The following is a 22,367-nucleotide window of genomic DNA, read 5'->3' as shown; positions in this document are numbered from 1 at the left end:
CATGATGACCCTCTCCCCTTCTTCCGCGCCCACGATCTGGCAGGACACCGAAATGCTGGAATGTGTCTCGGTCGTTCCGGAAACTCCGGGCACGGCAAGTTTCTCATTCAGGTCGCCTTCGGGAGCACAGTTCGCCTATGATCCGGGCCAATTCCTGACCTTGGAAATTCCCGCCCCGGATCAGCCCGGCGGGGTGGTGCATCGGACCTATACGATCTCCTCCTCCCCCTCGCGGCCCCGGTCGATTACCATCACGGCAAAGGCGCAGAACGACAGTATCGGAACGCGCTGGATGCTGGACAACCTGAAGCCGGGAATGCGGATCAAGGCGATCGGTCCGGCCGGACTCTTCACCAATGTGGATAGCCGCGCCAAGAAGTTTCTTTTTCTCTCGGCTGGTTCGGGGATCACGCCGATGATGTCTATGACCACCTGCATGTGGGACGAAGGGCGCGATCTCGATGTGGTGTTCATCAACTGCGCCAAACGCCCATCCGAGATCATCTTCCGCCAGCGCCTCGAGCAGATGGCCAGCCGCTCATCAGGACTGGATCTGAAATTCGTCGTTGAGGAACCCGATCTCTATCGCCCTTGGACCGGCTATCAGGGCTTTTTCAATCAGCTCATGCTTGGTCTCATGGCGCCGGACTATCTTGAGCGCGAAGTCTATTGCTGCGGCCCTGACCTCTTCATGACCGCCGTGCGCGAAGCGCTGGTCGGGCTTGGGTTCGACATGGATAACTACCATCAGGAAAGCTTTGGCGCACCCGTCGAAACCGTAGCAGAACAACCCGCGCTAGACGATGTGATCCCGGATGACGACAGCAAGGCCGAAATCATTTTCAGCACCTCTGGCGTCACCGCAAAGGTGGTCGAAACCGATACGGTTCTGGCAGCGGCGCGGTCTGTCGGACTGAACATCCCGTCGGGCTGTAACCTCGGGGTCTGCGGCACTTGCAAGGTCAAGAAAACCGAGGGCGAGGTCCACATGGTCCACAATGGCGGGATTTCCGAAGATGATATCGGGGCAGGCTATATCCTGGCCTGCTGCTCAAACCCGATTGGCAAGATTGCGGTCGAGGTCTGAGGAAAAAGGGGGGGACGCGCGGATGGCGCGTCCCCGATATGCCGTGAGGACTTGGAAATCCCAATCCTTGCCCTCGGTCGCAACCGCCTTGCCAATGACATAGGAAGGCGCCAAGTGCTGCCGCAAAAGACGCAATGTTGTGGCGTCAAGGGTGACTTGATTTCGCCTGAACCAAGGCATCGGCGATGGCACGAAAGGCTGCGATGGCTTCCGGCTCATGTGCCTTAAAGTCTGGGTCCGCCGAAGTTTTCACAATGACCGTGTTGGTGGCCGGATCGACGTAGATGAACTGGCCCCAGATGCCGATTGCAGAGAAGTCACCACGTGAACCTTCTGGAAGCCACCATTGGTATCCGTACCCCCAGAAACCCTCGATTTCCCCGCGTTCAAGCCGATCTTCCTGCGGGCTGGTCGCGCTGGCTAACCAGTCTAGGGAAATAATCTGCTTTCCCTGATAGCGACCAACACCAGCGAATAACACACCGAGCCTTGCAAAATCTCTTGCAGTCGCGTTCAGGCCCCAAAATGAGAGGACATTCCCGTAGATGTCGGTCGTCCAGCTCGCACTGGAAGTTGCACCAAGTGGATGCCAAATCTCCTGTGCTAGATATTCTGCAACAGACATCCCGGTGACATTTTCGATCAATTGGCCCAACGCCTGGGTGTTGATGCTGGCGTAATGAAACTGATGTTCGGCATCACCCTGAGAGCCATAGTCAAGCATAACGCGTTCTATGGGGCGGAAAAACAAAAACAGCTTGTTGTAGATAGTGAAGGCATCCGTGGATGTATCGTCATAGTCTTCCGAAAAATCGATGCCCGACGACATGGTCAGGATGTCGGAAATGGCTACGCCATCAAACCCCGTTTCCTTTAGCTCTGAGACATACTTGGTAATGGGATCGTCGAGTTGATCGATCAACCCATCTTCAAGCGCAATTCCGACCAAAGTGCTGACAAACGACTTTGCAACCGAAAAGGACGTCACGAGATCCGCCTCGGTGTTGCCCTGAAAATAGGCCTCATGCACGATTGCCCCCTGGTGAACAACCAGAAACGCCGTTGTCTCGCTGCGGGTCAGAAATTCATCCACGAGCCGCTCATGGCTGTCATAGTTATAGTTTTGGGCAATCGGGGTCGGGTTGACCTCGAATTCCGCAGTGGCGGTTGAAGACGCGATGTGTCTTGCGGGAAAGGCATCCGACAATGATCTGAACCTTTCAACACGGTATTTTGGGTAGAAGAGAGAAATTTTTGGCCACACGTAGCTAAACGCGAAGAAGCCAAGGGCTGCGAGGAGGCTAGCAAAAACAGTCAGCGCGATTGGGCGTGTCACTTGAAGTTCCTTAGTTGTTTCGCGAAATAACGATATACTGGTCGTGGCAGTTCGAGTTTCCCTGTGCTCAACAACAGGTGAGCCAGTTCTGAAGCTGGATGAGAACCTGATTCACCGTTTGCTTGTTGACCCGATAGCGAACCTCACGATCTACTTTTTCGGATTGCAAAAGGCCTGCCCTTCGAAGAATCGAAAGGTGCTCAGAGGTGGTTGATTGCGCCAGTCCGACCCGTTCTGCTATTTCGCCAACGGTATGGTCCTGCTTGTCAGAGAATACCTGAAACAAGATTGCTTGCCGGTTTTCGTTTGCCAATGCTCGAAAGACATCCAAGAGCTCAGGGTGCTGCATTATCAGATCCAGAATCGTTATTTCGTGATATAGCGATATATGGAGCTATCTAATCTGTCAACGCAAGGCAAGGCGCAGCAACGGCTAGTCTGGGTTCTGAGCGGTCCTCTGCTGCGATACCGCCCAGGGCCAGCTCCGGGCCGTGAACGACGCCGCGCAAGAGTTGCACAGCGCGATCCAATGCCGCACCGCCTCATGTCCGCCGTGAGCCCAGAGTATCCGTTTGGATCGTTCTAAATGTCAGCAATGATATGAGGCCTGTCAAAAATGGTCGGTTCTATTGGGGTGCCATCATTCTCAGTTGCGTGTTTCTCAAAGGTGTTAAAATGCGGTGGGATTACGGTGCTTTTCTGCGCCACTCCCAAGAATATGTGCTTGGAGTTCTCTGGCGTGATTATCAGCCAATTGGGGTCGTCGAGCGTTCCACCGTAGACACCAACAGCACCTTCGAAACGTTCAAAAGTCAAAAATAGCTTTGTCCCGCAGTTGTCGCAGAAATGAACATATACTTCCTTTCCACTGCCTTCGGATAGATGCGTATAAAGTTTCGGCTTGCCGCAAACTATTGCGAAGTCTGCGGTATCAAACACTGGTTCAACCAAATATGCCCCACCCGTCGCGCGCTGACAGAATCGACAATGACACATGGTCGTTCTTGCGGGCTGATTGTTGACTTCGTACCTCAGCTCACCACAAAGGCATCCACCTTGAGCACTCGTCATTCCAGTTTCTCCCAAGCCTTAGTTTTCTGACAATAGCATAAAACCATTTGGCTGTCTCAATGGCCGCACCGTCCTGGGCACAACCAGTTGGCGTTGGGCTTGAGTTTGCGTCCGCAGCGAACGGTGGCAATGCGGGCTGCGATCGCAACAATCATGACCTCCGGAGGAAGGCCGGCTCATGGGGTGTCCCGGCTGCTTCACCCAGCAGGTTAGGCTTTGCCTATGTCTGCGGGTTGGTGACGACGCGTCGTGGCACGCGGTGTAAGCTTCGAAGCAGATAGCCGCTGCTGAAAGCTGCTTCTGAAGAACTTACTTTTGCCGACTTTGCAAAGTCGGGTATCTGCGCATTGCTGCCATCTGGCCAAACCGCTCCTTGATCGTTGCCCAACACCATCCAAACTCAGGACGCCTTCTACGACAAACCAAGGTTTGTTTTGTACGGAGGGTTCAAATTGACAGAATATGTTGCCTATTATCGGGTTTCGACGGAACGGCAGGGGCGGTCTGGCTTGGGGCTGGAAGCGCAGAGGGCGATGGTCGAGCAGTTCCTTCAGCCCACCGACCAAGTGGTTGCCGAATTCACCGAAATCCAATCCGGCAAGAGCGATGACCGTGTCGAGCTGTGGAATGCGATCAACCTCGTCAAGAAGAACAGGTCCAAGCTACTGATCCCCAAACTGGACCGCTTCTCTCGGAAGGTGTCTTTCATATCCGGGATCATCGACCAAGGCGTTGAGCTGGTCGTCTGCGAGCACCCAAACGTCTCGACCTTCTTCCTGCACCTGCTTGCCTGCTTCGCAGAAGAGGAACGCCGACAGATTTCAGAACGCACCAGAGCAGCACTCAGAGTGGCAAAGAAGCGAGGAACTGTGCTTGGCCGCAATGCTCAGGCACTGGCGGCGCAAAGGCGGCTAGAGAAGCGGGAATTCTTCGAAACGGTACGGGTCGAGTTTGAACAGGCCATTTCTGATGCTGGTACGTTTTCAGGTGCGGCACGGCTGTTGAACGACAGAGCCGTCCGAACTGCCAAGGGCGGAAAGTGGTATCCGCAGACGGTTCGGAACTACATATGCGCCGATTAAGACGGTTCGACATGGGCTGCTATGGATCATCCAATGAGCCGACCCCGCGCCAGATCGAAAAAATAGTAAATGTCATACGCATACACCCATATGGCACTTTTACTATTTTTCCCATTCCCCATGAACACCTCAGCCTGTCACCGACCTCGGGGGGATAATCTGCCCCTAAACACAGTTTCTGGGGGACATTCTCCCAAATCCGCCAGACCCCGAAAAACTCCCGACCGTCAGCCCATAAATAACCTCACACACAGAAACATACATCGATACCCACCGACACACATAGCCATATTCCACACAGCTCGAAGCTCTCTTTCGTATCAGGAACGCGATACAGAAAACCACATAGACAGCCCGAAGCGTCATGCGATCAGAAGGTAATCTCCGCCGGATGGTGCCGAACCGAATTCCAGTAGGTCAGCAGATATGACGTCATCGAATAGTAGGGTCAGGGGACAGCGAAAGCCGGGGGAAAGATGAAATCTCCATCATCGGATTTCCAAGCCCATGTGCTGGTGATTGTGCTGGTGCCATCGTCGGGCACACCGGCCAGTTGTTTATCCACGGCTGCGATGAACTTCTGCCGACGTTGGGCAAATGGCTGGATCGCTTTTGGCTTCTCTGCCGCTTCTAGTTTGAACTGTTTCTCAAGTGCCATTGGGGTCTCCTTTGTTACCCCTATGGCGTCCTTTGGGTCGTGCAGAGAGGGCAACGCGCTTTAGGAACACTTCCAGAGAGCAGGCTCCAAGCTTCAGTTTTCAACACACCTCAAATAGAGACAAGTCACCTCAGGGAAACAGCTTTACGTTGCGCAGGCAGGAACATACTAATCCAAACTGGGATAGGAGAAAAATGTATGTGGAAATGGGTGTTCAGACTGATGGTCGTGGGTGTCATCGGATTCCTATCACTCGCCACCTATGACCGTTACAGAGCAGGTTACTTTAGCCTTCCAGATTTGGAAGACGATGAATACCCAATCGCCTTTCGCAGTGGCTTCCGGGCAATTGTAATTGACCCCGAAATATCCAATCCAGATTATGAAAGTGCTCCGCAGTTCTTCCGGCGACTTCGCCCCGCAAACCCAGACCGCAAATACCTTGGCGTCCCATATGAGGTTCCATCGTGGTTTAAGGAGGCATGGTCTTACTGCGAAAAGCCATCAAGTGAAGAAGCTCGGGTGATCCTAAACAACATGCCTGAAGACATGCGCCGCAAATTCACGGGTGCCCGTCTTGATGCTCTTTGTTCAATTGTATCTGACGGTGAAAAAATACCGCGTGGCCTGCTGTTTTCTGTACCAAGCCTCTAAGCAGCAAGTATGGAGGATGATGGAACTACCGACATCAACTCGACCTCCCTCTAGTCATCACCATGGGTCTGCAAGTTCTCGATCAGTTCTTTGGTTGGGGCCATATTTTTGAGGTAGAAACGCTCCAACTGGTCAACAGATGTCCCAGCATTCTTGGCCAGCGTGTAGAGGTTCACCTTCCCCTTGGAGCCTCTGAGCCGCGCTTGGATGGCATAATGGCGAAGCGAATAGGGGGACAGTTTGCGATCCTCATCTACCAGATCTGCCTCCGCCAGAATGTGATTGAAGATGCGTCGGGCAGTATTGATGGCAGTCCTGCGGTTGGAATAGTCCGGCATCCAGACGTAGGCTTCCTTGTCGATAGCCCCCTTGTCGAAGGGATTGAGACTTCCCTGATACATTGGAACCGCAAGAGGCATGGTGACACTCACGCGTCCACCTGTCTTGCCGCCACGGACGTTCATCTCCAAGTGCGCAGGCTCGCCTTTATCCTGAATATCTTTGTGCTTCAGGCCAAACAGCTCTCCTTCCGTGGGGCGCAAGAAGGTGTGGACGACAAACCGGAACATCTTGGCATGGTGGCCGGTGATTCTAACGCCCCGGACCACATCGCCACGCTTGGCACATTCGCCAGCAGCCCGCATGAACTGCTTGTACTCGCTGTCCGTGAAGGTGTGCCTCGGCGTATCCACGGTCTTGATCTTTGGCATCACGGGCAGAACGTTCAGGACGCCGTCCTCAACAGCAATCGTCAGCACCTTGCGAATGATGATGACGTGCTTGGACTTGGTTGAATGGGCCAGGGGATTCTTACGGTTTCCATCAAGATGCGTCAGGTAATCCCGAACCATGCCCGTGGTGATCTTGGCGACATCGTGCTTTCCGAAATAGCAGATCAAACCGTCTTTTGACCGGTTCAGCAGCTTGTTGTCACCCTCGGACCATTTGGACTGGCCCTTCTGCATTGCCATCAGTTTCTTGGCATAGTGTTCAAAGCTGGTGGCCTTCTTCTTGGCATGGTCACTGTTGGCCTTGCTGTGAAAATTATCGGCAAACTCAAAGGCTGCTTCTCTGGCTTCCACACGGGATATTTCTTTGGAGGAGCGGTGGACGTATTTCTGTGCAACCGGATCCCACAGCCGAATGAGCCAAAAGGGGCTGCGGGCTGTCAGCAGTATCGCCAAGCCCTTTCGAAGGGGTTTGTTTTTGAGAATTCGATTTTTGGAATCTTCTGCCAAAGCATGCCCGTAAAAGAGTGTATAACTGTGTGTAACTTTTTACGGGCTAAATCGGAAGGCTTCAACGAACCAAATAAATCAACTATTTCAGTGATTTAGTGGTGCCCGGGGGCGGAATCGAACCACCGACACGAGGATTTTCAATCCACTGCTCTACCCCTGAGCTACCCGGGCACGGGAAAGGCTTCTAACCTTGGGTGTGGGCCTTCTATGACGTCCGTGCGATGGTGTCCAGAGGGTTTTTAAAAGAAAAACACTAATGCTGTGTTGGCAGAGTACCGGCAGACTTGGCTTCTGCTTCTTCCACTTCTTTCAGTGCGTTTTCAACGTCTTCTGGGTTGTCGCTGGGAATGGAATAACTGCCATTCAACCACTTGGCCAAATCCAGATCGGCGCAGCGTTTTGAGCAGAACGGGCGATGGGCCTGCTTGGTCTCAAGCCCGCAGATCGGGCAGCTCATGACAGCAGCTCTGACAGCACAACGCGGGCGCGTTTGCGCTGCAGCTCAAAATTGCCCAGATTGGTCCATCCCACCATGGTTGTTTCTTCGCTATCTGCGCGCAGGGCCGCGCGCAGGGCGCTCTCAAAGGTGCTGCGGTCCTTTTTGGGCATGGGGGCGACATCAATCACAATTTGACCCGCAAGGCCGCGTAGGCGCAGGGCGCGGGGCAGGAGTTTTGCACAGGCGATATTTGCTTTGGTTCCGGCGGCCAGAGAGGTGTCGCTGCCGGTGTTCACATCCACAGCCACCAGGGCCCGTGTCGGTTCGATAAACAGATGGCCACCGCCGGGAAGCGATTCGCGAATGGTGAGCGTCACATCCAGCGCATCAAGAACGCCGTGGCGTTCAAAATCGCCTGCTTCACGGAACACTTCTGCGGGTTCCGACCACTCACGCCAGGCCCGCAGGTGGGGGCCATCGCCTTCGGTCAGAACCTCCATCTCGCCCTCTGCATCTGCAAGCACCTGCGCCGCCAGATCTGCCATGGCCGCGATGTCTTCAGCCACGTCATCCGCATCCGCACCGGCACAGGCCGAGCGCAGGATCATGCCATAGCTGGCACCGTCAAGGGCGCCATGGGCGATCTCCAGCAATCTGTCGCGTTCTTCCTCATCGCGAATGGCGCGGGAAATATTGATCCCCGGGGCGCCGGGAGTGGCAATGGCATACCGGCTTTTGAACAACAGCTTCTGGGTTACGGGGATGGCCTTGCCGGGCTCCGCATAGCCAGAAACCTGCACCAGCAGCATCTGCCCTGGTGCCAAGCCCTTGACCTGGCGCAAAAAGGCGGGACCATCCGGGGTGGAGAGGAACATGCCGCCCTGGCCTTTGACCGGGCGGTCTGCCCGGGCCCGGTAGATGGTGCCCGGCAGCGGCGCATCGCCGTCGATCAGAAAGTCATCAAGTTTTCCATCCAGCATTAGAGCGGCGGCTTCGCGACCTTGAATATGGTCCAGAATGATTGAGCGACCCTTCATGCGGCGGCCTCCTTGTAAAGCTGGCAGCCAGCGGCCTGCAGCATATTTGCGGTCTCTGCCAGAGGCAGGCCAACGATTCCGGTAAAGGAGCCGCTGATCCAGGGAATAAAGGCTCCGGCCAGGCCCTGAATAGCATATCCTCCGGCCTTTCCCTGCCAGTCATTGCTGGCGAGATAGGCGTTCAATTCGGCGTCGGAAAGGCGCTTCATTTTGACTTGGCTCACGACCGAACGCTGCCAGATCTGCGCGCCGCGACGCAGGGCAACTGCGGTGATCACCTGGTGGCGACGCCCCGCCAGGGCCAACAGAAACTCGGCGGCCTGTCCGGCATCCTCAGGTTTTCCCAAAATGCGGCGGCCCAAAGCAACAGTGGTATCGGCACATAGCACCAGGTCATCAGCCCCGGCAGGGACCGCGCCCACTTTTTCGCGGGTTACGCGGGTGCAATAGGCACGTGGGAGTTCCCGTGCCGCAGGCGTCTCGTCAATATCCGGCGGACGCACTGCATCGGGTACAATGCCCAGCTGCGCCAAAAGCTCTAGCCGTCGCGGGCTGCCTGATCCCAGAATAAATGCCATCGCTCTGGCCCCTTTTCCATTTAACCCCGTCATAAAGCGGAAAACTCAAACAAGAAAGAGCCAGCCCTGGGCTTCATCTTTCCGCTGAATATTTCCGTCCCACCGCCGAATGGGCGGCTGTGCACCACGACGGGAGGCAGTGGCCAAAAGCCGCTTTCACACACAAAAGCCCGGCACAATGGCCGGGCTTTGGTTCAATTGGCGGATCAACAGCTTACTTAAAGCGATAATTGATCCGACCCTTTGTCAGGTCATAGGGGGTCATTTCCACCTGTACCCGGTCGCCAGCCAGAACACGGATGCGGTTCTTGCGCATCTTGCCTGCCGTATGTGCGATGATCTCATGGCCGTTTTCCAGCTCGACCCGAAACGTCGCATTAGGCAGGAGTTCCTTCACGACACCGGGAAATTCGAGCGTATCTTCCTTGGCCATGTTGTCTCCATATTCACATTCGCCCGCCTAGCTGCGGGAACTGGGACTAAATGAGCCTATTTTCCCAATATTTCAAGGGCGCAATCACGGCTTCAGAAGGATTCTAGAGGTTTTTATCCTCTGCTCCTGTTCCGGCCAATGGCTGCGATTGCGCACCACGCCTGCGGCACGCACATCTGCAATGGTTTTCAGGTCAACCTCCGCCAGGGTCCAGCCTGGCTGACCTAGCGCTCCCTCGGCAATTACCCCGGTTGCAGGAAAGCCGGTATCAGGTGGCCCAAAGATGCCTCCCATGCCGACATTGACCTCCACCGAAGTCGACCAGGGCGCGGTGCCAATAACCGAGGCCTGCGCCGTAACACATTGCCCTTCAAGCGCGCGTGACATGGCGCCAATCCGGACCCGCCAATAGCCTGCCAGGGCCTCGGTACAGGAGGGCACCAGGATAATATCTGCGTCTGCCAAAGCCCGCCCGAGAAGTGGAAATTCGCTGTCATAGCAGATCAAAACTCCAATCTTGCCGAGGGCGGTATCAAACAGTTTCAGCGGTCCACCGCCGCCGATTTGCCAGGGATCACGTTCAAACATGGTCATGATCTGCTTATCCTGATGGTCCCGGGCACCACAGGGGCTGTAAAATTCGGCCCGGTTTACCGGCAAATCAAACCCAGCCTGCACCGGAGCCGAAGCCCCTAGAATATATACGTTATAGTCAGCAGCGAGCTTTTGATGCAGCGCCGCCACTTCGCCCATACGGTCGGACACAGAGGTGATTGAGGCTTGCAAATCCGCAGCCACACCGGCGCCGTCCAGGGTCGACAGCTCCATCGCGCCATATTCAGGAAAGACCAAAAGATCAGCGCCCTGCCCAGCAGCATCTGCCACCCAGGACACAAGCTTGTCCTCGTACTGTGCCCAGCTGTCGAGCCAATCAAGCGGGTAGGCTGCGGTGGCGATTTTCATGGGGTCAGGTCCTTGCTCATGGTGATTTGCTACAACTGGCCAGACCAGGAAAGAAATGGCAACTCCCTTTGGGGGATCTGCACCTCAAGGCGTTGCGGTCAGATCTCGCGCCCAGAATTGCAGCGATTTATCTGTTGCACAGGCGCTGTCGAGATCTTTCCAGGAAAACCGCGCAACAACCCCTGCAAGTGGCGCGTAGCCACGCCTGCGCCAGAAGGGATCCAGCGGCGCGTAGTTTTTCGATCTCATTGGGTGATCGCTGGGGCGCAAAACGCTGCAAAAGGCTGAAACAGAATAGCCACGGGCGCGGGCGTGGGATTCGCGGGCGTCAAAAAAACCATGCCCCAGACCCTGCCCCCGGTAAGGGGCGAGCAGCACCGATTCGGCGCAGTAAAAAACAGCATTCAGATCAAATCCGCTGCCCGCAAAAGCTGTGGCAAAATCCTCAGCATGATCCGCCAGTGGGGTGCCGGTCGACGCGCCGACGAGAGTGCCGCTATCAAACGCGCCAACAACGATGGCCTCCTGGCTGTTTCGGTAGCTTTGCAGGTAGGCTTCTTCGTAGCTCAGATCGCCATCATACAGGTAGGGCCAGTCCCGAAACACCGCGATCCGAAGCCTGGCAAGTTCTGGCAAAGCGGCCTCCAGCGCCGCCCCGGTCAGAATTTCAAGACGAACAGCACTCACAGGCACAATCAGGCCCGGTCAGATGTGCCAGAAACCTGCGCCATCCAGTCGGCGAGATTGTAATACGTGGTGACGCGGGTGATTTTCCCATCCTGCAGTTCAAAGAAAGATCCACCAGGCAGGCAGTAGGTCTGCCCTTTGGCTTCAGGTAGCCCCTCGTCACTTTCAAGGTAGGTTCCATTGACGGTGAATTCGGCCGCCGCACGGGCGCCATCTTCAGAGCCAAACAGTACAATATCCGTCAATTCTTCTTTGTAGCAGCGGCTCATATGGGCGCAGAATTCGGCAAAACGTTCTTTGCCCTGGCGGATTTCACCCTCGTTTACATGATGCGAGACCGTTTCGGACAGACAGTCCAGCATGGTGGTGATATCACCTGCATTAAAGGCAGAAAAATAGCGGGCAATGGTCTGGGTCATATGATCTCCGTAGCTTCTCCCCAGCGCGACGTCAGCTGCTGGATAATCTGGTCACGAGTCTGCCGATAGCTGTCCAGCTTGGCCTCACGGGTCTCGCCAAGCCCGGTGGGATCCATAATCGGCCAGTATTCAACATCCAGGTGAAAGACCCGCGTCAATTCCAGCGCGCGACGCTGGCTGGCAGGCGAGAGGGCAATCACCAGGTCAAAGGACGAAAGATCATCCCCCCATTGCTCCATCTCGTCAAAAGAGCGTGATCGATGACGTGACAGTTCCACATCGATTTCTTGACAGACAGCAACGCAAAACCCGTCAATCTCAAGATCATTCTTGACGCCCACGGACTGCACATAGGTGCCGGTGCCATAGAATTTTTTCATGATCCCCTCAGCCATAGGCGAGCGGACCGCATTGTGATCACAGCAGAACAATACGGACTGCGGCAACTCGCTCACCCATCACCCCCCAAAATGCAGCACACAAATGAGCGTAAAGAGACGGCGGGCGGTATCAGTATCGACTTCCGCCTTGCCTTCCAGGCGCTCCTGCAGAACCCGGCTGCCTTCGTTGTGAATGCCCCGTCGCGCCATATCGATGGTTTCGATCTGACTGGGAGGCAGGGTTTTTACAGCCGAGAAGTAGCTTTCGCAGATCTGGTAATAGTCTTTCACCACCTGCCGGAAAGGCGAGAGCGACAGATGGAATTCTGCTGCCTTTTGTCCGGCCTCGGTTTGCAGGTCAAACACCAAGCGTTTTTCACGAATGGCAAGGCCCAGATGATAGGGCCCATCGACAACAGGGCGATCTGCGCGCGAAGGCAGCGTGAAGGAGTTTTCCTCGATTAGGTCAAAAATCGCTACTTTTCGCTCCTGCTCGATCTCCGCCGTAGGCGGTGGCAGATTGCTGTCGTCCAACTCGATTTGGCTGATGCGGCTCATGGGCTTTGGTCTCTGCTGGAAAAGCGGTTTAACATTCTCTCTAATCCATGGCGTGGCCCGGGGCAAATACACAGTCACCCGAATAGGTGCCTGGACAAAAGAAATCGATCAAAAATGCCGCGAAAAGATAGCGTTAAAAAAGTTATTTTGCCTTCGGCGAGGATATTTTAGGCCAAATGAAGCTGGAAAAAATGCAGTCTCTGCCTTTAGGCTTGGGGTGCGGTACAGGCGGGGACGCCGATGACCGCGCCAAGTGAAGCCTCTCGGTTTGCGCGCGCGTATAACCGAGAGGTGGTTAGGTTTCATTTGGCTCCAAATATCCCGGGGTGAATTGGCCCCAGGCCAAGAGGGGCAGCGCCCCTGCTTTTGTTTCTCTTATCTTGCATTCAAGGCTTCTAGTCGGGCGGTTACTGAGAGGCCATGAGCCTCCAGCCGCTCACTTTTTGCGAGAACTTCGGCCGCAGGACCAATGGCATGCAAAGCAGCCGGGGTCATCTGGCTGAGCGTCGTGCGTTTGACAAAATCCATCACTGAAAGTCCCGAAGAGAAACGGGCCGAGCGGGCCGTTGGCAAGACGTGGTTGGGGCCGCCGACATAATCGCCAATGGCTTCTGGAGTGTACTGGCCAAGGAAAATGGCCCCGGCATGGATGGTTTTGAGGCTCAGCGCTTGCGGGTCAGCAACACAAAGCTCCAGGTGCTCGGGGGCAATACGATTGGAGAGAGCGGCCGCCTCGTCCAGATCACGAACCGTGATCACGGCACCAAAGTCACGCCAGCTGGCACCTGCTATCTTGCGGCGGTCCAGCGTTTTTAGACGGTCCTCAACTGCGGTGGCTACAGCGCGACCAAAATCAGCGTCGTCAGTGATCAACAGCGATTGTGCGCTTTCATCGTGCTCTGCCTGGCTCAACAAATCCAGCGCGATCCAGTCAGGGGTATTGTTCTTATCGGCGATGACCAGAATCTCGGAAGGGCCGGCAATCATGTCGATGCCAACCTTGCCAAAAACGCGTCTCTTGGCGGCGGCGACAAAGGCATTGCCCGGGCCGGTAATTTTGTCCACTGGCGCGATGGTTTTGGTGCCATAGGCCAGTGCGGCAATCGCCTGGGCGCCACCAATTCGGTAGATCTCGGTGACGCCGGACAGTCGCGCAGCCAACAGGACCAGTGGGTTTAGTTCACCATCTGGCGCTGGCACAGTGATGGCCAGGCGCGCGACCCCAGCCACCTGTGCCGGAATCGCATTCATCAACACTGAGGAGGGATAGGAGGCAAGCCCGCCGGGAACATAAAGCCCTGCCGCCGAAACCGGCGACCAGCGCCAGCCCAATGTGGCTCCTGAAGCATCATTCCATTGCGCATCCGTCGGCATTTGCCGCGCGTGATAGGCGCGAATACGATCTGCGGCCAGTTCAAGCGCGGCACGTTCTTGCGGTGACACGCTGGCGATGGCGGCATCCACTTCGGATTCCGAAATGGCCAGCTGGTCTGCTGTAAGTTCCAGGCGATCAAACTTCGCCGTGAGCTCAAGCACCGCAGCATCACCGCGGCTGCGTACATCAGCAATGATCTCAGCGACAGCGGCGTCTACATCCGGGCTGTCTTCGCGTTTGGCATTGAGCAGCCTGACAAAGGCGGTTTCAAAATCTGCGTCAGAAGTGTCTAGAAAAACGGGCATATCGGTTCTCTCTGGCTGTTATGGCCGACATATCGCCCCAATGGCCCTGCGACAAGCGCTAGGATGTAACCTGCAACAGTTTGCCATGGGGGGGGAGGAGAGGGGCTCGCACCAGTTTGGCGATTCTCACTGATGGGAGCGCGCCGCCTGCCGGGATCGTGCTGAGCGGACCTTGTAATAGCCTTGGCGAGGTCCGCTGGCGCGGCGACTCACAGGGAATACCTGTTTTGAATACCTGTTTTTGATCGGCGCCGGGTGCGGTATTCTTAGACCCATGATGTCCCATCTTCACATAACAGAGAGGTGGTATTTTTCTGCTATGTCATAGAAAAATATCAATTTCAGGGGGTTAACCTGGTGCTGCTGGAGAGAATCGAACTCTCGACCTCTCCCTTACCAAGGGAGTGCTCTACCTCTGAGCTACAGCAGCGCCGTGAGGGGGCTTTTAGGGATAAACGCTGAAGGGCGCAAGAGCTTCTGGACGGTTTTTTCTCACTAAGTTACAGAAGGTTTATGGCAGAGAAAAAACCACAGAAATCGAGCCAAGCCACCTCTCGGCGTGAGGACCGGCTCAAAGCCTCGTTGAAGGCCAATATGGCGCGCCGCAAGGCGCAGGCCAAGGCGCGCGCAGTGAAACAGAACACAACGACCGAAGAGTCGGAAAGGTAGAGGCAGATGGATTCGATTTTGGTAAAAGGTAACGGCCCCCTGAGCGGCCAGATCCCAATCGCCGGGGCAAAAAATGCTTGCCTCGCCCTGATGCCCGCGACCCTGCTCAGCGAGGAACCGCTGACACTGACCAATGCGCCACGGCTCAGCGATATCGCAACAATGACCGAGCTGCTGCAATCCCTGGGGGCGGAAGTCTCCAGCCTGCAGGAGGGCCAGGTTCAGGCGCTGTCGAGCCATACTATCGACAACCATGTCGCCGACTACGAGATCGTTCGCAAGATGCGGGCCTCCAACCTGGTGTTGGGGCCGATGCTGGCCCGCCTTGGGCAGGCCGTGGTTTCCCTGCCGGGCGGTTGTGCTATTGGCGCTCGCCCGATGGATTTGCATATTCATGGCCTTGAAGCGCTGGGCGCCGAAATTGAACTGAAAGACGGCTATCTGCACGCCAAGGCGCCACGCGGTTTGAAAGGGGCGGTGATAGAGCTGGGTTTTGCCTCTGTTGGGGCCACGGAAAACATCATGATGGCGGCCACCCTGGCCAAGGGCACTACGGTGATCAAAAACGCCGCGCGCGAGCCCGAGATTGTTGACCTGGCAGAGTGCTTGAAGAAAATGGGCGCCCAGATCGAGGGGGCCGGCAGCCAGGACATCACCATTCAGGGGGTGGACCGCCTACATGGGGCGACGCATCCGGTGGTCACTGACCGGATTGAACTGGGCACCTATATGCTGGCACCGGTGATTTGTGGTGGCGAGGTCGAGCTGCTGGGGGGGCGCCTAGATCTGATTGGCGCCTTTGTCGAGAAACTGGACGAGGCTGGTGTTGATGTTTCCGAGACCAAGGCGGGCCTGAAGGTCAAGCGCCGGGGAGATCGTGTCAAAGCGGTGAACGTCACCACCGAACCCTTTCCAGGCTTCCCTACCGACCTGCAGGCCCAGATGATGGCCCTGATGTGCACCGCCGATGGCACCAGTGTGCTGGAGGAAAAAATCTTTGAGAACCGCTTTATGCACGCGCCTGAGCTGATCCGCATGGGGGCAAAGATCGACGTACAGGGGGGGCTCGCCACGGTGACGGGCGTTGACCACCTGAAAGGCGCGCCGGTCATGGCCACCGATCTGCGGGCCTCGGTCTCGTTGATCCTGGCGGGTCTCGCCGCAGAGGGAGAAACCATTGTCAATCGGGTCTATCACCTGGATCGTGGCTACGAGCAGGTGGTGCGTAAATTCTCGGGTGTTGGCGCCCAGATCGAACGTATTAAGGGGAACTGACCGATGTCTGACGCGCGCTTTCACGACGGGCGCGAGGCCCCGCTGAACCTTGGTGCGCTGAGCGCCGAGGATCTGCAGGTGGTCTCGACGCTTGTACAGGATGCGGTCTTTCCCATCAGCGAGATGAGTTGGCGTGCCAGGGAGCACCGCTTTGCGCTCCTGCTCAACCGGTTTCGCTGGGAGGATATTTCCAGTGCGGAAAAACGCGGACGTCCTTTTGAGCGGGTTCAGTCCCTGTTGGTCATCGACGGGGTTCTGGGGGTTGCCTCGCAGGGGATTGATCGCGGCGACAAAGATACAATTCTATCGCTGCTCTCGGTGCATTTTGAGCCCGGCGAGGATGGCGCCGGCCATGTACGGCTGACCTTGGCAGGGGACGGCAGCATCCGTTTGGCTGTTGAGACACTGGAGGTGAGCCTGCGCGATGTAACCCGCCCCTATCTGGCCCCCTCAAAACAAGCCCCGACTCACCACGATTAGTGGTGAAGGGGCAGGCGGGGGGCCCGCCGCCGCTCCATTTGCGAATACCCTTTCATGCAGGCGCCGGACCTGCGCCCGCTTAGTCGGACAGGAGCTGCTTTGCCTCGCGGGCCAAAGCCTCAATTTCATCCCAGGCCTGGGCCGTGACCAGCGTATCCGGGGCCACCCAGCTGCCACCTGCACACAGAACATTGGAGAGAGTGAGATAGTCCTTGGCGTTCGACAGGCTGATGCCGCCTGTTGGGCAAAAGTGGATCTGCGGCAAGGGGGCGCCAATTGCCTTGAGCGCGGGGGCGCCACCAGAGGCCTCGGCTGGGAAAAACTTTTGTGTTGTGAAACCCCGCTCAAGCAGACGCATGGCTTCGCTTGCGGTAGCGGCGCCGGGCAACAGGGGGAGATCCTCCGCAAGGCAGGCCTCTATCAGCGCATCCGTGGCACCGGGGGAAACGCCAAACACAGCGCCGGCGGCTTTGGCCTCTCGCACGTCCTGCGGGGTGATCAGGGTCCCTGCGCCGACAACGCCGCCGGGGACTTTGGACATCTCCGCGATAACATCCAGGGCCGCCGGGGTGCGCAAGGTGACCTCCAGCGCGGGTAGGCCGCCGGTGATCAGGGCCTTGGCCAGGGCGGCGGCATTTGCGGCATCCCGCACCACCAGAACGGGCATGATTGGCGCCAGTTCGCAGACCTCACGGGTCTTTTTCTGCGCGGCTTCTGAATTATGTTTCATCATGTATCACCTTTTTGCATAGGGGGCAGAATAGTCTCACCTGTCGGCAAGGACGCGACAGCGCCGACCATTTCAACCGGACTCAAAGCTCCGGTGCGGGGCACTGCCATAGCTGCATTTAAGTCACCTCCACCAATGCCGGGGCAGAGACAGTCTGTTCCCAGCCGGGAGAGTTCAAAAACCGGGGCGCCAAAATGCCGAAGATCCATCGGTTTGGGGGCAGCATCAGTCATGGTGTCGGCCCTGCGGTTGGGGCAGCCTTGCTTTGCTGCAGCGCCTCGCTCGCGGCTGAAAAATGCGCCTGCATTGCCTTTGTAGCGGCCTCAGGATTGCGTTCCGCGATGGCTTTTAGAATGGCGCGGTGATCCGCCAAGATCCGGCGTTGTGCCAGCTCGGAGGGCTGCGCCAGATGGCCTGCGGTGATTGATTGTGTGATGACGCTGCGCAGCGGCGTGACGATATAGACATAAAGTGGGTTGTCCGTCGCCTCGGCAATGGTGAGGTGAAACAGATAGTCGAGATCGGCAAAGACTTCAGGAGTGTCCTGGGTCTGCGCCATCTGATCACAAAGCGTGGCCAGGGTTTCCACCTGTTTCTCTGTTCGGTTTTGCGCAGCAAGACCGGCTGTAGCCCCTTCTATGCCCCGGCGGAGTTCGATCACTTTGCCAACTGAAAACTGGTCGGTCGCCAGGCCCTGACGAAAGGTGCTGGCAAGGATGTCCGGGTTGATGGCAGTGACCTGGGCCTTGCGGCCATTGGCAATCTTGATGTGTCCAGCGCCCGCAAGATGTGCAAGCGCGCCGCGGACCACAACCCGGCTGACACCGGCGCGGTCACAAAGCTCGGCCTCAGAGGGCAGCTCATCCCCGGGTCGCAACCCGCCTTCGGCGATCAGGCTCAGGATACTGTCCGCTACCCGCGCATAAAGTGGACGACGATCCAGGGTCTCAAATTCACCCATCTTGGCGGCCCTCTTTTTTGGTATGTTCTGAATTGACAGCGACGCAGCAAATCCATGTGGCTATATACCTATAATACAGGTTGGCCGATTCCTACAAGAGAGACCACTGGTCAGTGGCTTGCGTCCCCTTGGCGCATCCAGTCGTGGATATGCATCCTGTGGACCCGTCGATGGGAGCTATTCCTCACCCGTGGCTTCAGCCCAACGATTTGCCCAAGCCTCCAAACTGACAAACTGTTGGCTAACCAAACGGGTGCTTCGTCGGCATAGGTATTCGGCAATTCCGACGTTATGAATCTGGTACATCGGGCTGGTATGGCTGGCCGACAATATGGTCCCAATCGCTTGCACTGCTTTCCAGCGCTCCAAATTTCAACAGGTCAGGTCGACCATATATCTGGGCAACTTCCGTGGCAAACTCACGGACTGACTTTGGGATGCCGGTGCAGATGTTGATCGCGCCGACGTCTTTGCCGCGCGCCGCATCAAAAATATTTGCTCCGGCGGTTTTGACATCAATAAAGTCGCGCACCTCTCTGCCGGACCCCAAGGTAACGGTTTTGCCGGCTGACAAGCGGTTGTGCAAATACGGGTACAACCGTTGTGCATGCTCTCCTTCGCCATAGGGTTGGAAGAGACGGCACCACAGGAACTCGGTTTTGGTTTCGCCAAACAATCCGCTTAGGGCGTGAAATGCGGCGGCTTTGGCCTGACCATAGGGCGTGCTGGGCACCAGAGCTGTCTCGGGCGTGAGGATTTTGGGCCCCAACTGGTATTCGATACAGGTGCCGACCCCGACAAACCGGCGCAGGCCTGCTTGCACGGCGCCGCGCGCCATTTGCAGTGTTCCGATCAGGCATTCGGTGTTCTTGGGCGAGGTCAAATATTTTCCGGGTTCGGTATACCATGCGGAATGAATGAGGGTGTCGATCCCCGTTAGGGTCGCGGCCCACCAATCGGCACTCTGGGCAAAAAGATCTTCTACTTCTACAATTTCGCAAGTGTCTGGTAGGTCACCCAGTTTGTCCTGCCATCCCGCTCTGACCACCAATCGCATGTTCACCTTGCGGGCAACACAAGCCGCAAGGATCTGGCGACCAACAAAGCCCGTCGCCCCGGTTATGAGAACGCGCGGTGTCACGTGAGCTTGAGCTCGGGTACGGCAATAACAAACATGCTGCCGTTCTGTGCCAAGGCTTTGTTTTGCGTCATGATTTCATCCGCGATATTCCAGGGTAAAATCAAAATGTAGTCGGGCTGGGCTGCGGCCAATGCGGCGGGAGCTTTGATCGGAATATGGCTTCCGGGCATGAATTTTCCGATTTTGGAGGGGGCAGCATCACTGATGAAGGGGATCAGATCCGGCCCCACACCGCAGAAATTCAGCAGCGTGTTGCCCTTTGCAGCCGCCCCGTACCCGACGACGGTTTTACCCTCTGCTTTGGCGTCCAGCAAAAACCGCAACAGGCCATTTTTGACCTTCTCGGCCCGGTCTTGAAAGCCGCGATAGGTGTCTTCATTCAAAAGGCCTGCGTCAACTTCTTCGGACAAAATCTTTGTGACATTCTGCGTCGCAACATGAGATGCACTGTCCAGGCAGCCGAAGACGCGCAGGCTGCCACCATGCGTTGGCAGTTCTTCCACATCAAAGACCCTTAGGCCGGCGGCTTTGAAAATACTGCAGACTGGATGCAGCGCGAGATAGGAAAAATGCTCGTGATAGACGGTGTCGAACTGGTTGTGCTGTATCAGCCGTCCGAGATGCGGGAATTCAAACGTAACCACGCCGTCGTCGGCCAGAAGTTCAGCAACACCTCGGGTAAAGTCGTTGATGTCGGGCACATGGGCATAGACGTTGTTGCCCAAGATCAGATCCGCCTTGGGGCCTGTTTGGGCAAGTTTGCGTCCCAAATCCGCACCAAAGAACTCTTGCAGCACCGGGATCCCCAATGCCTCAGCCGCCTCTGCGGTCGAACGGGTCGGCTCCACACCCAGACAGGGGACGCCTTTGGCGACAAAGTTTTTCAGCAAGTAGCCATCGTTTGAGGCCAGCTCGACAACAAAACTACTGTCATTCAACCCCAATCTTTTGGTCATCTGCGCGCAGTACTGCTCTGCGTGGGCAAGCCAGCCCTTGGAGGTCGAGGAAAAATAGGCGTAGTCCTCGCGAAACAAGGCATCATGTGCGGCATAGTCTTCGGTCTGGACCAACCAACACTTGGTGCAGGTCAAGACACGCAAAGGGTAGGTGACCTCTGGCTTGTTCAAGTCATCGGCAGACAGGTAGTCGTTCGAGGGGGGCGCGTAACCCAGGTCCAAAAACTTCAGCGACAAATCAGTGCTACAATGGCGACATTTCATAGGATTAACGGCTTCATATCTGAGAGAAGAGGAAGCGCGCGATCGCGCGGCGATGTTTCGGTGACGGACAGCGGCCAGCGAATTGCAAGTGTCGGATCGTCAAACCGCACGCCGTCTTCGTGATCAGGAGCATAAGGCGCCGAATGCATGTAATGTAATTCCACATTATCGGTCAGCGTTTGAAATCCGTGGGCGCAGCCCTGCGGAATATAGAGAGTGTCCATCTGGTCGCTGTCTAAGGTCACGCCACAATGCGCACCATAGGTCTTTGACCCCTCACGCAGGTCAACCACGACATCATAGACCCTGCCAGTAACTGCGCGCACCAGCTTGATCTCGCTGAACGGAGGGCGCTGAAAGTGCAGGCCGCGCACTGTGCCTTGTTGCGAACTGCGGGACAGATTCATCTGCACCCATTTGGTATTCAGCCCAGCCGCGTCAAAGCGGTCTGTGCAAAACAGTCGGGCAAAGGCTCCGCGGTTGTCCCCACGTTTTTCGGGCACAATATGGTAGGCACCCGCGATCGAGAGAGGCATGATTTTCATGAGCGGGTGAACTCTGCAATCTGGCCCAAAGACAGGTCAACAGGGTCCGCCCCTTCATGGGTTTGGCGATACCACTGCATGGTTTTAGATACCGCTGTTTCAAAGTTCCAGCGCGGTGCCCAGCCCAGTTTATTTTTGGCTTTGTCGATATTCAACATCAACAGATTGGCTTCATGTGGCATGTCGCTGTTAGGTGTTGGCGCGTAGGTTCCCGGCCAGGATTTGAGCGCTTCTATGATGACATCCTGAACCGTGCGGTTGTCAGTGATGTCTGGGCCAAAGTTATAGGCATCAGCAAACTGCGGATCGGCATGTAAGAGCTCCGCCAATTGCATGTAGCCGGCCAAGGGTTCCAGCACATGTTGCCAGGGACGTACGGCATTGGGATTGCGGGTCAGCAGGGGCTTTTGTGCAATCAGTGCGCGGGCGATGTCAGGAACCAGACGGTTTTCACACCAATCCCCGCCGCCAATTACGTTGCCAGCCCGCGCTGATGCTAATCTAATTTGGTGTTTTTCTTGCGAAAATACAGATCTGTAGCTGTTGATGACCAGTTCAGAACCGGCCTTGGAGGCGCTGTAGGGATCAATCCCGCCAAGCGGATCATCCTCGACGAAGGCATGATTGGTTTCGTTGTTTCGATACACTTTGTCTGTGGTGATCGCGATCACAGTTGCCGGGCGCTTTAGAACGCGAAGAGCTTCGAATAGGTTTGCTGTTCCCATGACATTTGTTTGCCATGTCGTAAGCGTGTCGCTGTAGCCGCGCAGCACCAGCGACTGGGCGGCCAAGTGAAAGACAATATCAGGCTTTGCTGCGTCCACAGCAGCGCGCAGGGCATCGTAAGAATTGATATCGCCAAACTGACTATGGGTGCGGCTGGCAATGTCAAACTGGTCAAACAAAGCCAGTTCGGTGTCAGGGGGCAGCGCGTAGCCCGTGACCTGTGCCCCCATCTGGGACAGCCACAGCGCCATCCAGCTGCCTTTGAAGCCGGTGTGCCCGGTAAGAAAAACGCGCTTGCCCTGCCAGAAATCAGACAT

27 protein-coding genes and 2 tRNA genes are annotated in these 22,367 nt (G+C 56.3%); 6 read left to right on the top strand and 23 right to left on the bottom strand.

Annotated elements, in window-relative coordinates; translation table 11 throughout:
• Window position 1 precedes the first annotated feature (1 nt).
• Window positions 2–1,087, top strand: coding sequence for a 2Fe-2S iron-sulfur cluster-binding protein (locus ARCT_RS0121235; RefSeq protein WP_036785273.1), 1,086 nt, complete (start codon window positions 2–4; stop codon window positions 1,085–1,087).
• 145 nt (window positions 1,088–1,232) lie between these two features.
• Here the strand turns inward: ARCT_RS0121235 and ARCT_RS26690 are convergent, their stop codons facing one another.
• The 3 genes from ARCT_RS26690 to ARCT_RS26685 all read right to left on the bottom strand — a co-directional run bounded on the left by ARCT_RS26690 (window position 1,233) and on the right by ARCT_RS26685 (window position 3,494).
• The gene (locus ARCT_RS26690) at window positions 1,233–2,423 is read right to left on the bottom strand and encodes a serine hydrolase domain-containing protein (RefSeq protein ID WP_036785269.1); all 1,191 of its coding nucleotides are present in this window, start codon (window positions 2,421–2,423) and stop codon (window positions 1,233–1,235) included.
• 67 nt (window positions 2,424–2,490) lie between these two features.
• The gene (locus ARCT_RS0121225) at window positions 2,491–2,772 is read right to left on the bottom strand and encodes an ArsR/SmtB family transcription factor (protein ID WP_027241872.1); all 282 of its coding nucleotides are present in this window, start codon (window positions 2,770–2,772) and stop codon (window positions 2,491–2,493) included.
• A gap of 233 nt (window positions 2,773–3,005) precedes the next feature.
• A complete protein-coding gene (locus tag ARCT_RS26685; protein ID WP_051360939.1) occupies window positions 3,006–3,494 on the bottom strand; it encodes a GFA family protein in 489 nt (162 codons plus the stop codon).
• 380 nt (window positions 3,495–3,874) lie between these two features.
• Between ARCT_RS26685 and ARCT_RS0121215 the strand changes: the two genes are divergently transcribed.
• Entirely contained in the window at window positions 3,875–4,576 is a 702-nt protein-coding gene (locus ARCT_RS0121215) for a recombinase family protein (protein WP_240476357.1), read from the top strand.
• A gap of 448 nt (window positions 4,577–5,024) precedes the next feature.
• Here ARCT_RS0121215 and ARCT_RS26680 read toward each other — a convergent pair whose 3' ends face one another.
• Window positions 5,025–5,234: a hypothetical protein gene (locus tag ARCT_RS26680; protein ID WP_240476356.1), complete on the bottom strand. Its 210-nt coding sequence runs from the start codon at window positions 5,232–5,234 to the stop codon at window positions 5,025–5,027.
• 198 nt (window positions 5,235–5,432) lie between these two features.
• Between ARCT_RS26680 and ARCT_RS0121205 the strand changes: the two genes are divergently transcribed.
• Window positions 5,433–5,888 (top strand): hypothetical protein, encoded by a 456-nt coding sequence (locus ARCT_RS0121205; RefSeq protein WP_027241870.1) that lies wholly within the window; start codon window positions 5,433–5,435, stop codon window positions 5,886–5,888.
• A 50-nt stretch (window positions 5,889–5,938) separates the two neighbouring features.
• On the opposite strand, the gene ARCT_RS0121200 is transcribed toward ARCT_RS0121205, so the two are convergent.
• From ARCT_RS0121200 to ARCT_RS0121140, 13 genes are all read right to left on the bottom strand, one after another.
• Complete coding sequence (locus ARCT_RS0121200) at window positions 5,939–7,072, bottom strand: tyrosine-type recombinase/integrase (protein WP_240476355.1); 1,134 nt, start codon at window positions 7,070–7,072, stop codon at window positions 5,939–5,941.
• A gap of 153 nt (window positions 7,073–7,225) precedes the next feature.
• Window positions 7,226–7,300, bottom strand: a tRNA-Phe gene (locus ARCT_RS0121195).
• 82 nt (window positions 7,301–7,382) lie between these two features.
• On the bottom strand, window positions 7,383–7,586 hold the full coding sequence (locus tag ARCT_RS0121190; protein WP_027241868.1) for a DNA gyrase inhibitor YacG: 204 nt from the start codon (window positions 7,584–7,586) through the stop codon (window positions 7,383–7,385).
• Complete coding sequence (locus ARCT_RS0121185) at window positions 7,583–8,605, bottom strand: ribonuclease E/G (protein ID WP_027241867.1); 1,023 nt, start codon at window positions 8,603–8,605, stop codon at window positions 7,583–7,585. The genes ARCT_RS0121190 and ARCT_RS0121185 overlap by 4 nt, the downstream gene beginning before the upstream one ends.
• The gene (locus ARCT_RS0121180) at window positions 8,602–9,183 is read right to left on the bottom strand and encodes a Maf family protein (protein WP_027241866.1); all 582 of its coding nucleotides are present in this window, start codon (window positions 9,181–9,183) and stop codon (window positions 8,602–8,604) included. The genes ARCT_RS0121185 and ARCT_RS0121180 overlap by 4 nt, the downstream gene beginning before the upstream one ends.
• 214 nt (window positions 9,184–9,397) lie before the next feature.
• The gene (gene infA, locus ARCT_RS0121175; protein ID WP_005620785.1) at window positions 9,398–9,616 is read right to left on the bottom strand and encodes a translation initiation factor IF-1; all 219 of its coding nucleotides are present in this window, start codon (window positions 9,614–9,616) and stop codon (window positions 9,398–9,400) included.
• 84 nt (window positions 9,617–9,700) lie between these two features.
• Entirely contained in the window at window positions 9,701–10,579 is an 879-nt protein-coding gene (locus ARCT_RS0121170) for a carbon-nitrogen hydrolase family protein (RefSeq protein WP_027241865.1), read from the bottom strand.
• An 84-nt stretch (window positions 10,580–10,663) separates the two neighbouring features.
• Window positions 10,664–11,275 (bottom strand): GNAT family protein, encoded by a 612-nt coding sequence (locus ARCT_RS0121165; protein WP_154665412.1) that lies wholly within the window; start codon window positions 11,273–11,275, stop codon window positions 10,664–10,666.
• Window positions 11,275–11,685: a ketosteroid isomerase-related protein gene (locus ARCT_RS0121160; protein WP_027241863.1), complete on the bottom strand. Its 411-nt coding sequence runs from the start codon at window positions 11,683–11,685 to the stop codon at window positions 11,275–11,277. Before ARCT_RS0121160 ends, ARCT_RS0121165 begins: the two co-directional genes overlap by 1 nt.
• Window positions 11,682–12,140 carry an arsenate-mycothiol transferase ArsC gene (locus ARCT_RS0121155; RefSeq protein ID WP_027241862.1) on the bottom strand — a complete coding sequence of 153 codons (459 nt, stop codon included), beginning with the start codon at window positions 12,138–12,140 and terminating at the stop codon, window positions 11,682–11,684. Before ARCT_RS0121155 ends, ARCT_RS0121160 begins: the two co-directional genes overlap by 4 nt.
• A 3-nt stretch (window positions 12,141–12,143) precedes the next feature.
• The gene (locus tag ARCT_RS0121150) at window positions 12,144–12,623 is read right to left on the bottom strand and encodes a UPF0262 family protein (protein ID WP_027241861.1); all 480 of its coding nucleotides are present in this window, start codon (window positions 12,621–12,623) and stop codon (window positions 12,144–12,146) included.
• A gap of 375 nt (window positions 12,624–12,998) precedes the next feature.
• Window positions 12,999–14,303 carry a histidinol dehydrogenase gene (gene hisD, locus ARCT_RS0121145; RefSeq protein ID WP_027241860.1) on the bottom strand — a complete coding sequence of 435 codons (1,305 nt, stop codon included), beginning with the start codon at window positions 14,301–14,303 and terminating at the stop codon, window positions 12,999–13,001.
• A 355-nt stretch (window positions 14,304–14,658) separates the two neighbouring features.
• A tRNA-Thr gene (locus ARCT_RS0121140) sits at window positions 14,659–14,733 on the bottom strand.
• Between the two features lie 83 nt (window positions 14,734–14,816).
• Here ARCT_RS0121140 and ARCT_RS28455 point away from each other — a divergent pair.
• Genes ARCT_RS28455 through ARCT_RS0121125 form a run of 3 tightly spaced genes read left to right on the top strand, consistent with a single transcriptional unit; the run spans window position 14,817 to window position 16,727 of the window.
• Complete coding sequence (locus ARCT_RS28455; protein WP_169731221.1) at window positions 14,817–14,972, top strand: hypothetical protein; 156 nt, start codon at window positions 14,817–14,819, stop codon at window positions 14,970–14,972.
• Between the two features lie 6 nt (window positions 14,973–14,978).
• Window positions 14,979–16,247, top strand: a complete 1,269-nt coding sequence (murA, locus tag ARCT_RS0121130; RefSeq protein WP_027241859.1) for a UDP-N-acetylglucosamine 1-carboxyvinyltransferase — start codon at window positions 14,979–14,981, stop codon at window positions 16,245–16,247.
• 3 nt (window positions 16,248–16,250) lie between these two features.
• Window positions 16,251–16,727: a DUF2948 family protein gene (locus tag ARCT_RS0121125; RefSeq protein ID WP_027241858.1), complete on the top strand. Its 477-nt coding sequence runs from the start codon at window positions 16,251–16,253 to the stop codon at window positions 16,725–16,727.
• Between the two features lie 79 nt (window positions 16,728–16,806).
• Here ARCT_RS0121125 and eda read toward each other — a convergent pair whose 3' ends face one another.
• The 6 genes from eda to rfbG form a co-directional block, all read right to left on the bottom strand.
• The gene (gene eda, locus ARCT_RS0121120; RefSeq protein ID WP_027241857.1) at window positions 16,807–17,457 is read right to left on the bottom strand and encodes a bifunctional 4-hydroxy-2-oxoglutarate aldolase/2-dehydro-3-deoxy-phosphogluconate aldolase; all 651 of its coding nucleotides are present in this window, start codon (window positions 17,455–17,457) and stop codon (window positions 16,807–16,809) included.
• 229 nt (window positions 17,458–17,686) lie between these two features.
• Window positions 17,687–18,418 carry a FadR/GntR family transcriptional regulator gene (locus tag ARCT_RS0121115; RefSeq protein WP_027241856.1) on the bottom strand — a complete coding sequence of 244 codons (732 nt, stop codon included), beginning with the start codon at window positions 18,416–18,418 and terminating at the stop codon, window positions 17,687–17,689.
• A gap of 289 nt (window positions 18,419–18,707) precedes the next feature.
• Window positions 18,708–19,559: an NAD-dependent epimerase/dehydratase family protein gene (locus tag ARCT_RS0121110; RefSeq protein ID WP_027241855.1), complete on the bottom strand. Its 852-nt coding sequence runs from the start codon at window positions 19,557–19,559 to the stop codon at window positions 18,708–18,710.
• The gene (locus tag ARCT_RS0121105) at window positions 19,556–20,779 is read right to left on the bottom strand and encodes a class I SAM-dependent methyltransferase (RefSeq protein WP_027241854.1); all 1,224 of its coding nucleotides are present in this window, start codon (window positions 20,777–20,779) and stop codon (window positions 19,556–19,558) included. The genes ARCT_RS0121110 and ARCT_RS0121105 overlap by 4 nt, the downstream gene beginning before the upstream one ends.
• Entirely contained in the window at window positions 20,776–21,324 is a 549-nt protein-coding gene (gene rfbC, locus ARCT_RS0121100) for a dTDP-4-dehydrorhamnose 3,5-epimerase (protein WP_027241853.1), read from the bottom strand. The genes ARCT_RS0121105 and rfbC overlap by 4 nt, the downstream gene beginning before the upstream one ends.
• Window positions 21,321–22,367 carry a CDP-glucose 4,6-dehydratase gene (gene rfbG / locus ARCT_RS0121095; protein ID WP_036785259.1) on the bottom strand — a complete coding sequence of 349 codons (1,047 nt, stop codon included), beginning with the start codon at window positions 22,365–22,367 and terminating at the stop codon, window positions 21,321–21,323. Before rfbG ends, rfbC begins: the two co-directional genes overlap by 4 nt.

Origin of the sequence: Pseudophaeobacter arcticus DSM 23566 (assembly GCF_000473205.1) — a bacterium.
In the GTDB taxonomy this organism is placed as follows: domain Bacteria; phylum Pseudomonadota; class Alphaproteobacteria; order Rhodobacterales; family Rhodobacteraceae; genus Pseudophaeobacter; species Pseudophaeobacter arcticus.
Note: the sequence above shows the minus strand (reverse complement) of the source record. Positions and strands in the feature narration are given on the sequence as shown.

Coding starts and splice junctions, on each gene's coding strand:
- ARCT_RS0121235 (WP_036785273.1), top strand. CDS start 2: ATGATGACCCTCTCCCCTTCTTCCGCGCCCACGATCTGGCAGGACACC.
- ARCT_RS0121225 (WP_027241872.1), bottom strand. CDS start 2,772: ATGCAGCACCCTGAGCTCTTGGATGTCTTTCGAGCATTGGCAAACGAA.
- ARCT_RS26685 (WP_051360939.1), bottom strand. CDS start 3,494: ATGACGAGTGCTCAAGGTGGATGCCTTTGTGGTGAGCTGAGGTACGAA.
- ARCT_RS26680 (WP_240476356.1), bottom strand. CDS start 5,234: ATGGCACTTGAGAAACAGTTCAAACTAGAAGCGGCAGAGAAGCCAAAA.
- ARCT_RS0121205 (WP_027241870.1), top strand. CDS start 5,433: ATGTGGAAATGGGTGTTCAGACTGATGGTCGTGGGTGTCATCGGATTC.
- ARCT_RS0121190 (WP_027241868.1), bottom strand. CDS start 7,586: ATGAGCTGCCCGATCTGCGGGCTTGAGACCAAGCAGGCCCATCGCCCG.
- ARCT_RS0121185 (WP_027241867.1), bottom strand. CDS start 8,605: ATGAAGGGTCGCTCAATCATTCTGGACCATATTCAAGGTCGCGAAGCC.
- ARCT_RS0121180 (WP_027241866.1), bottom strand. CDS start 9,183: ATGGCATTTATTCTGGGATCAGGCAGCCCGCGACGGCTAGAGCTTTTG.
- infA (WP_005620785.1), bottom strand. CDS start 9,616: ATGGCCAAGGAAGATACGCTCGAATTTCCCGGTGTCGTGAAGGAACTC.
- ARCT_RS0121170 (WP_027241865.1), bottom strand. CDS start 10,579: ATGAAAATCGCCACCGCAGCCTACCCGCTTGATTGGCTCGACAGCTGG.
- ARCT_RS0121160 (WP_027241863.1), bottom strand. CDS start 11,685: ATGACCCAGACCATTGCCCGCTATTTTTCTGCCTTTAATGCAGGTGAT.
- ARCT_RS0121150 (WP_027241861.1), bottom strand. CDS start 12,623: ATGAGCCGCATCAGCCAAATCGAGTTGGACGACAGCAATCTGCCACCG.
- hisD (WP_027241860.1), bottom strand. CDS start 14,303: ATGCCCGTTTTTCTAGACACTTCTGACGCAGATTTTGAAACCGCCTTT.
- ARCT_RS28455 (WP_169731221.1), top strand. CDS start 14,817: ATGGCAGAGAAAAAACCACAGAAATCGAGCCAAGCCACCTCTCGGCGT.
- murA (WP_027241859.1), top strand. CDS start 14,979: ATGGATTCGATTTTGGTAAAAGGTAACGGCCCCCTGAGCGGCCAGATC.
- ARCT_RS0121125 (WP_027241858.1), top strand. CDS start 16,251: ATGTCTGACGCGCGCTTTCACGACGGGCGCGAGGCCCCGCTGAACCTT.
- eda (WP_027241857.1), bottom strand. CDS start 17,457: ATGAAACATAATTCAGAAGCCGCGCAGAAAAAGACCCGTGAGGTCTGC.
- ARCT_RS0121115 (WP_027241856.1), bottom strand. CDS start 18,418: ATGGGTGAATTTGAGACCCTGGATCGTCGTCCACTTTATGCGCGGGTA.
- ARCT_RS0121105 (WP_027241854.1), bottom strand. CDS start 20,779: ATGAAATGTCGCCATTGTAGCACTGATTTGTCGCTGAAGTTTTTGGAC.
- rfbC (WP_027241853.1), bottom strand. CDS start 21,324: ATGAAAATCATGCCTCTCTCGATCGCGGGTGCCTACCATATTGTGCCC.
- rfbG (WP_036785259.1), bottom strand. CDS start 22,367: ATGTCTGATTTCTGGCAGGGCAAGCGCGTTTTTCTTACCGGGCACACC.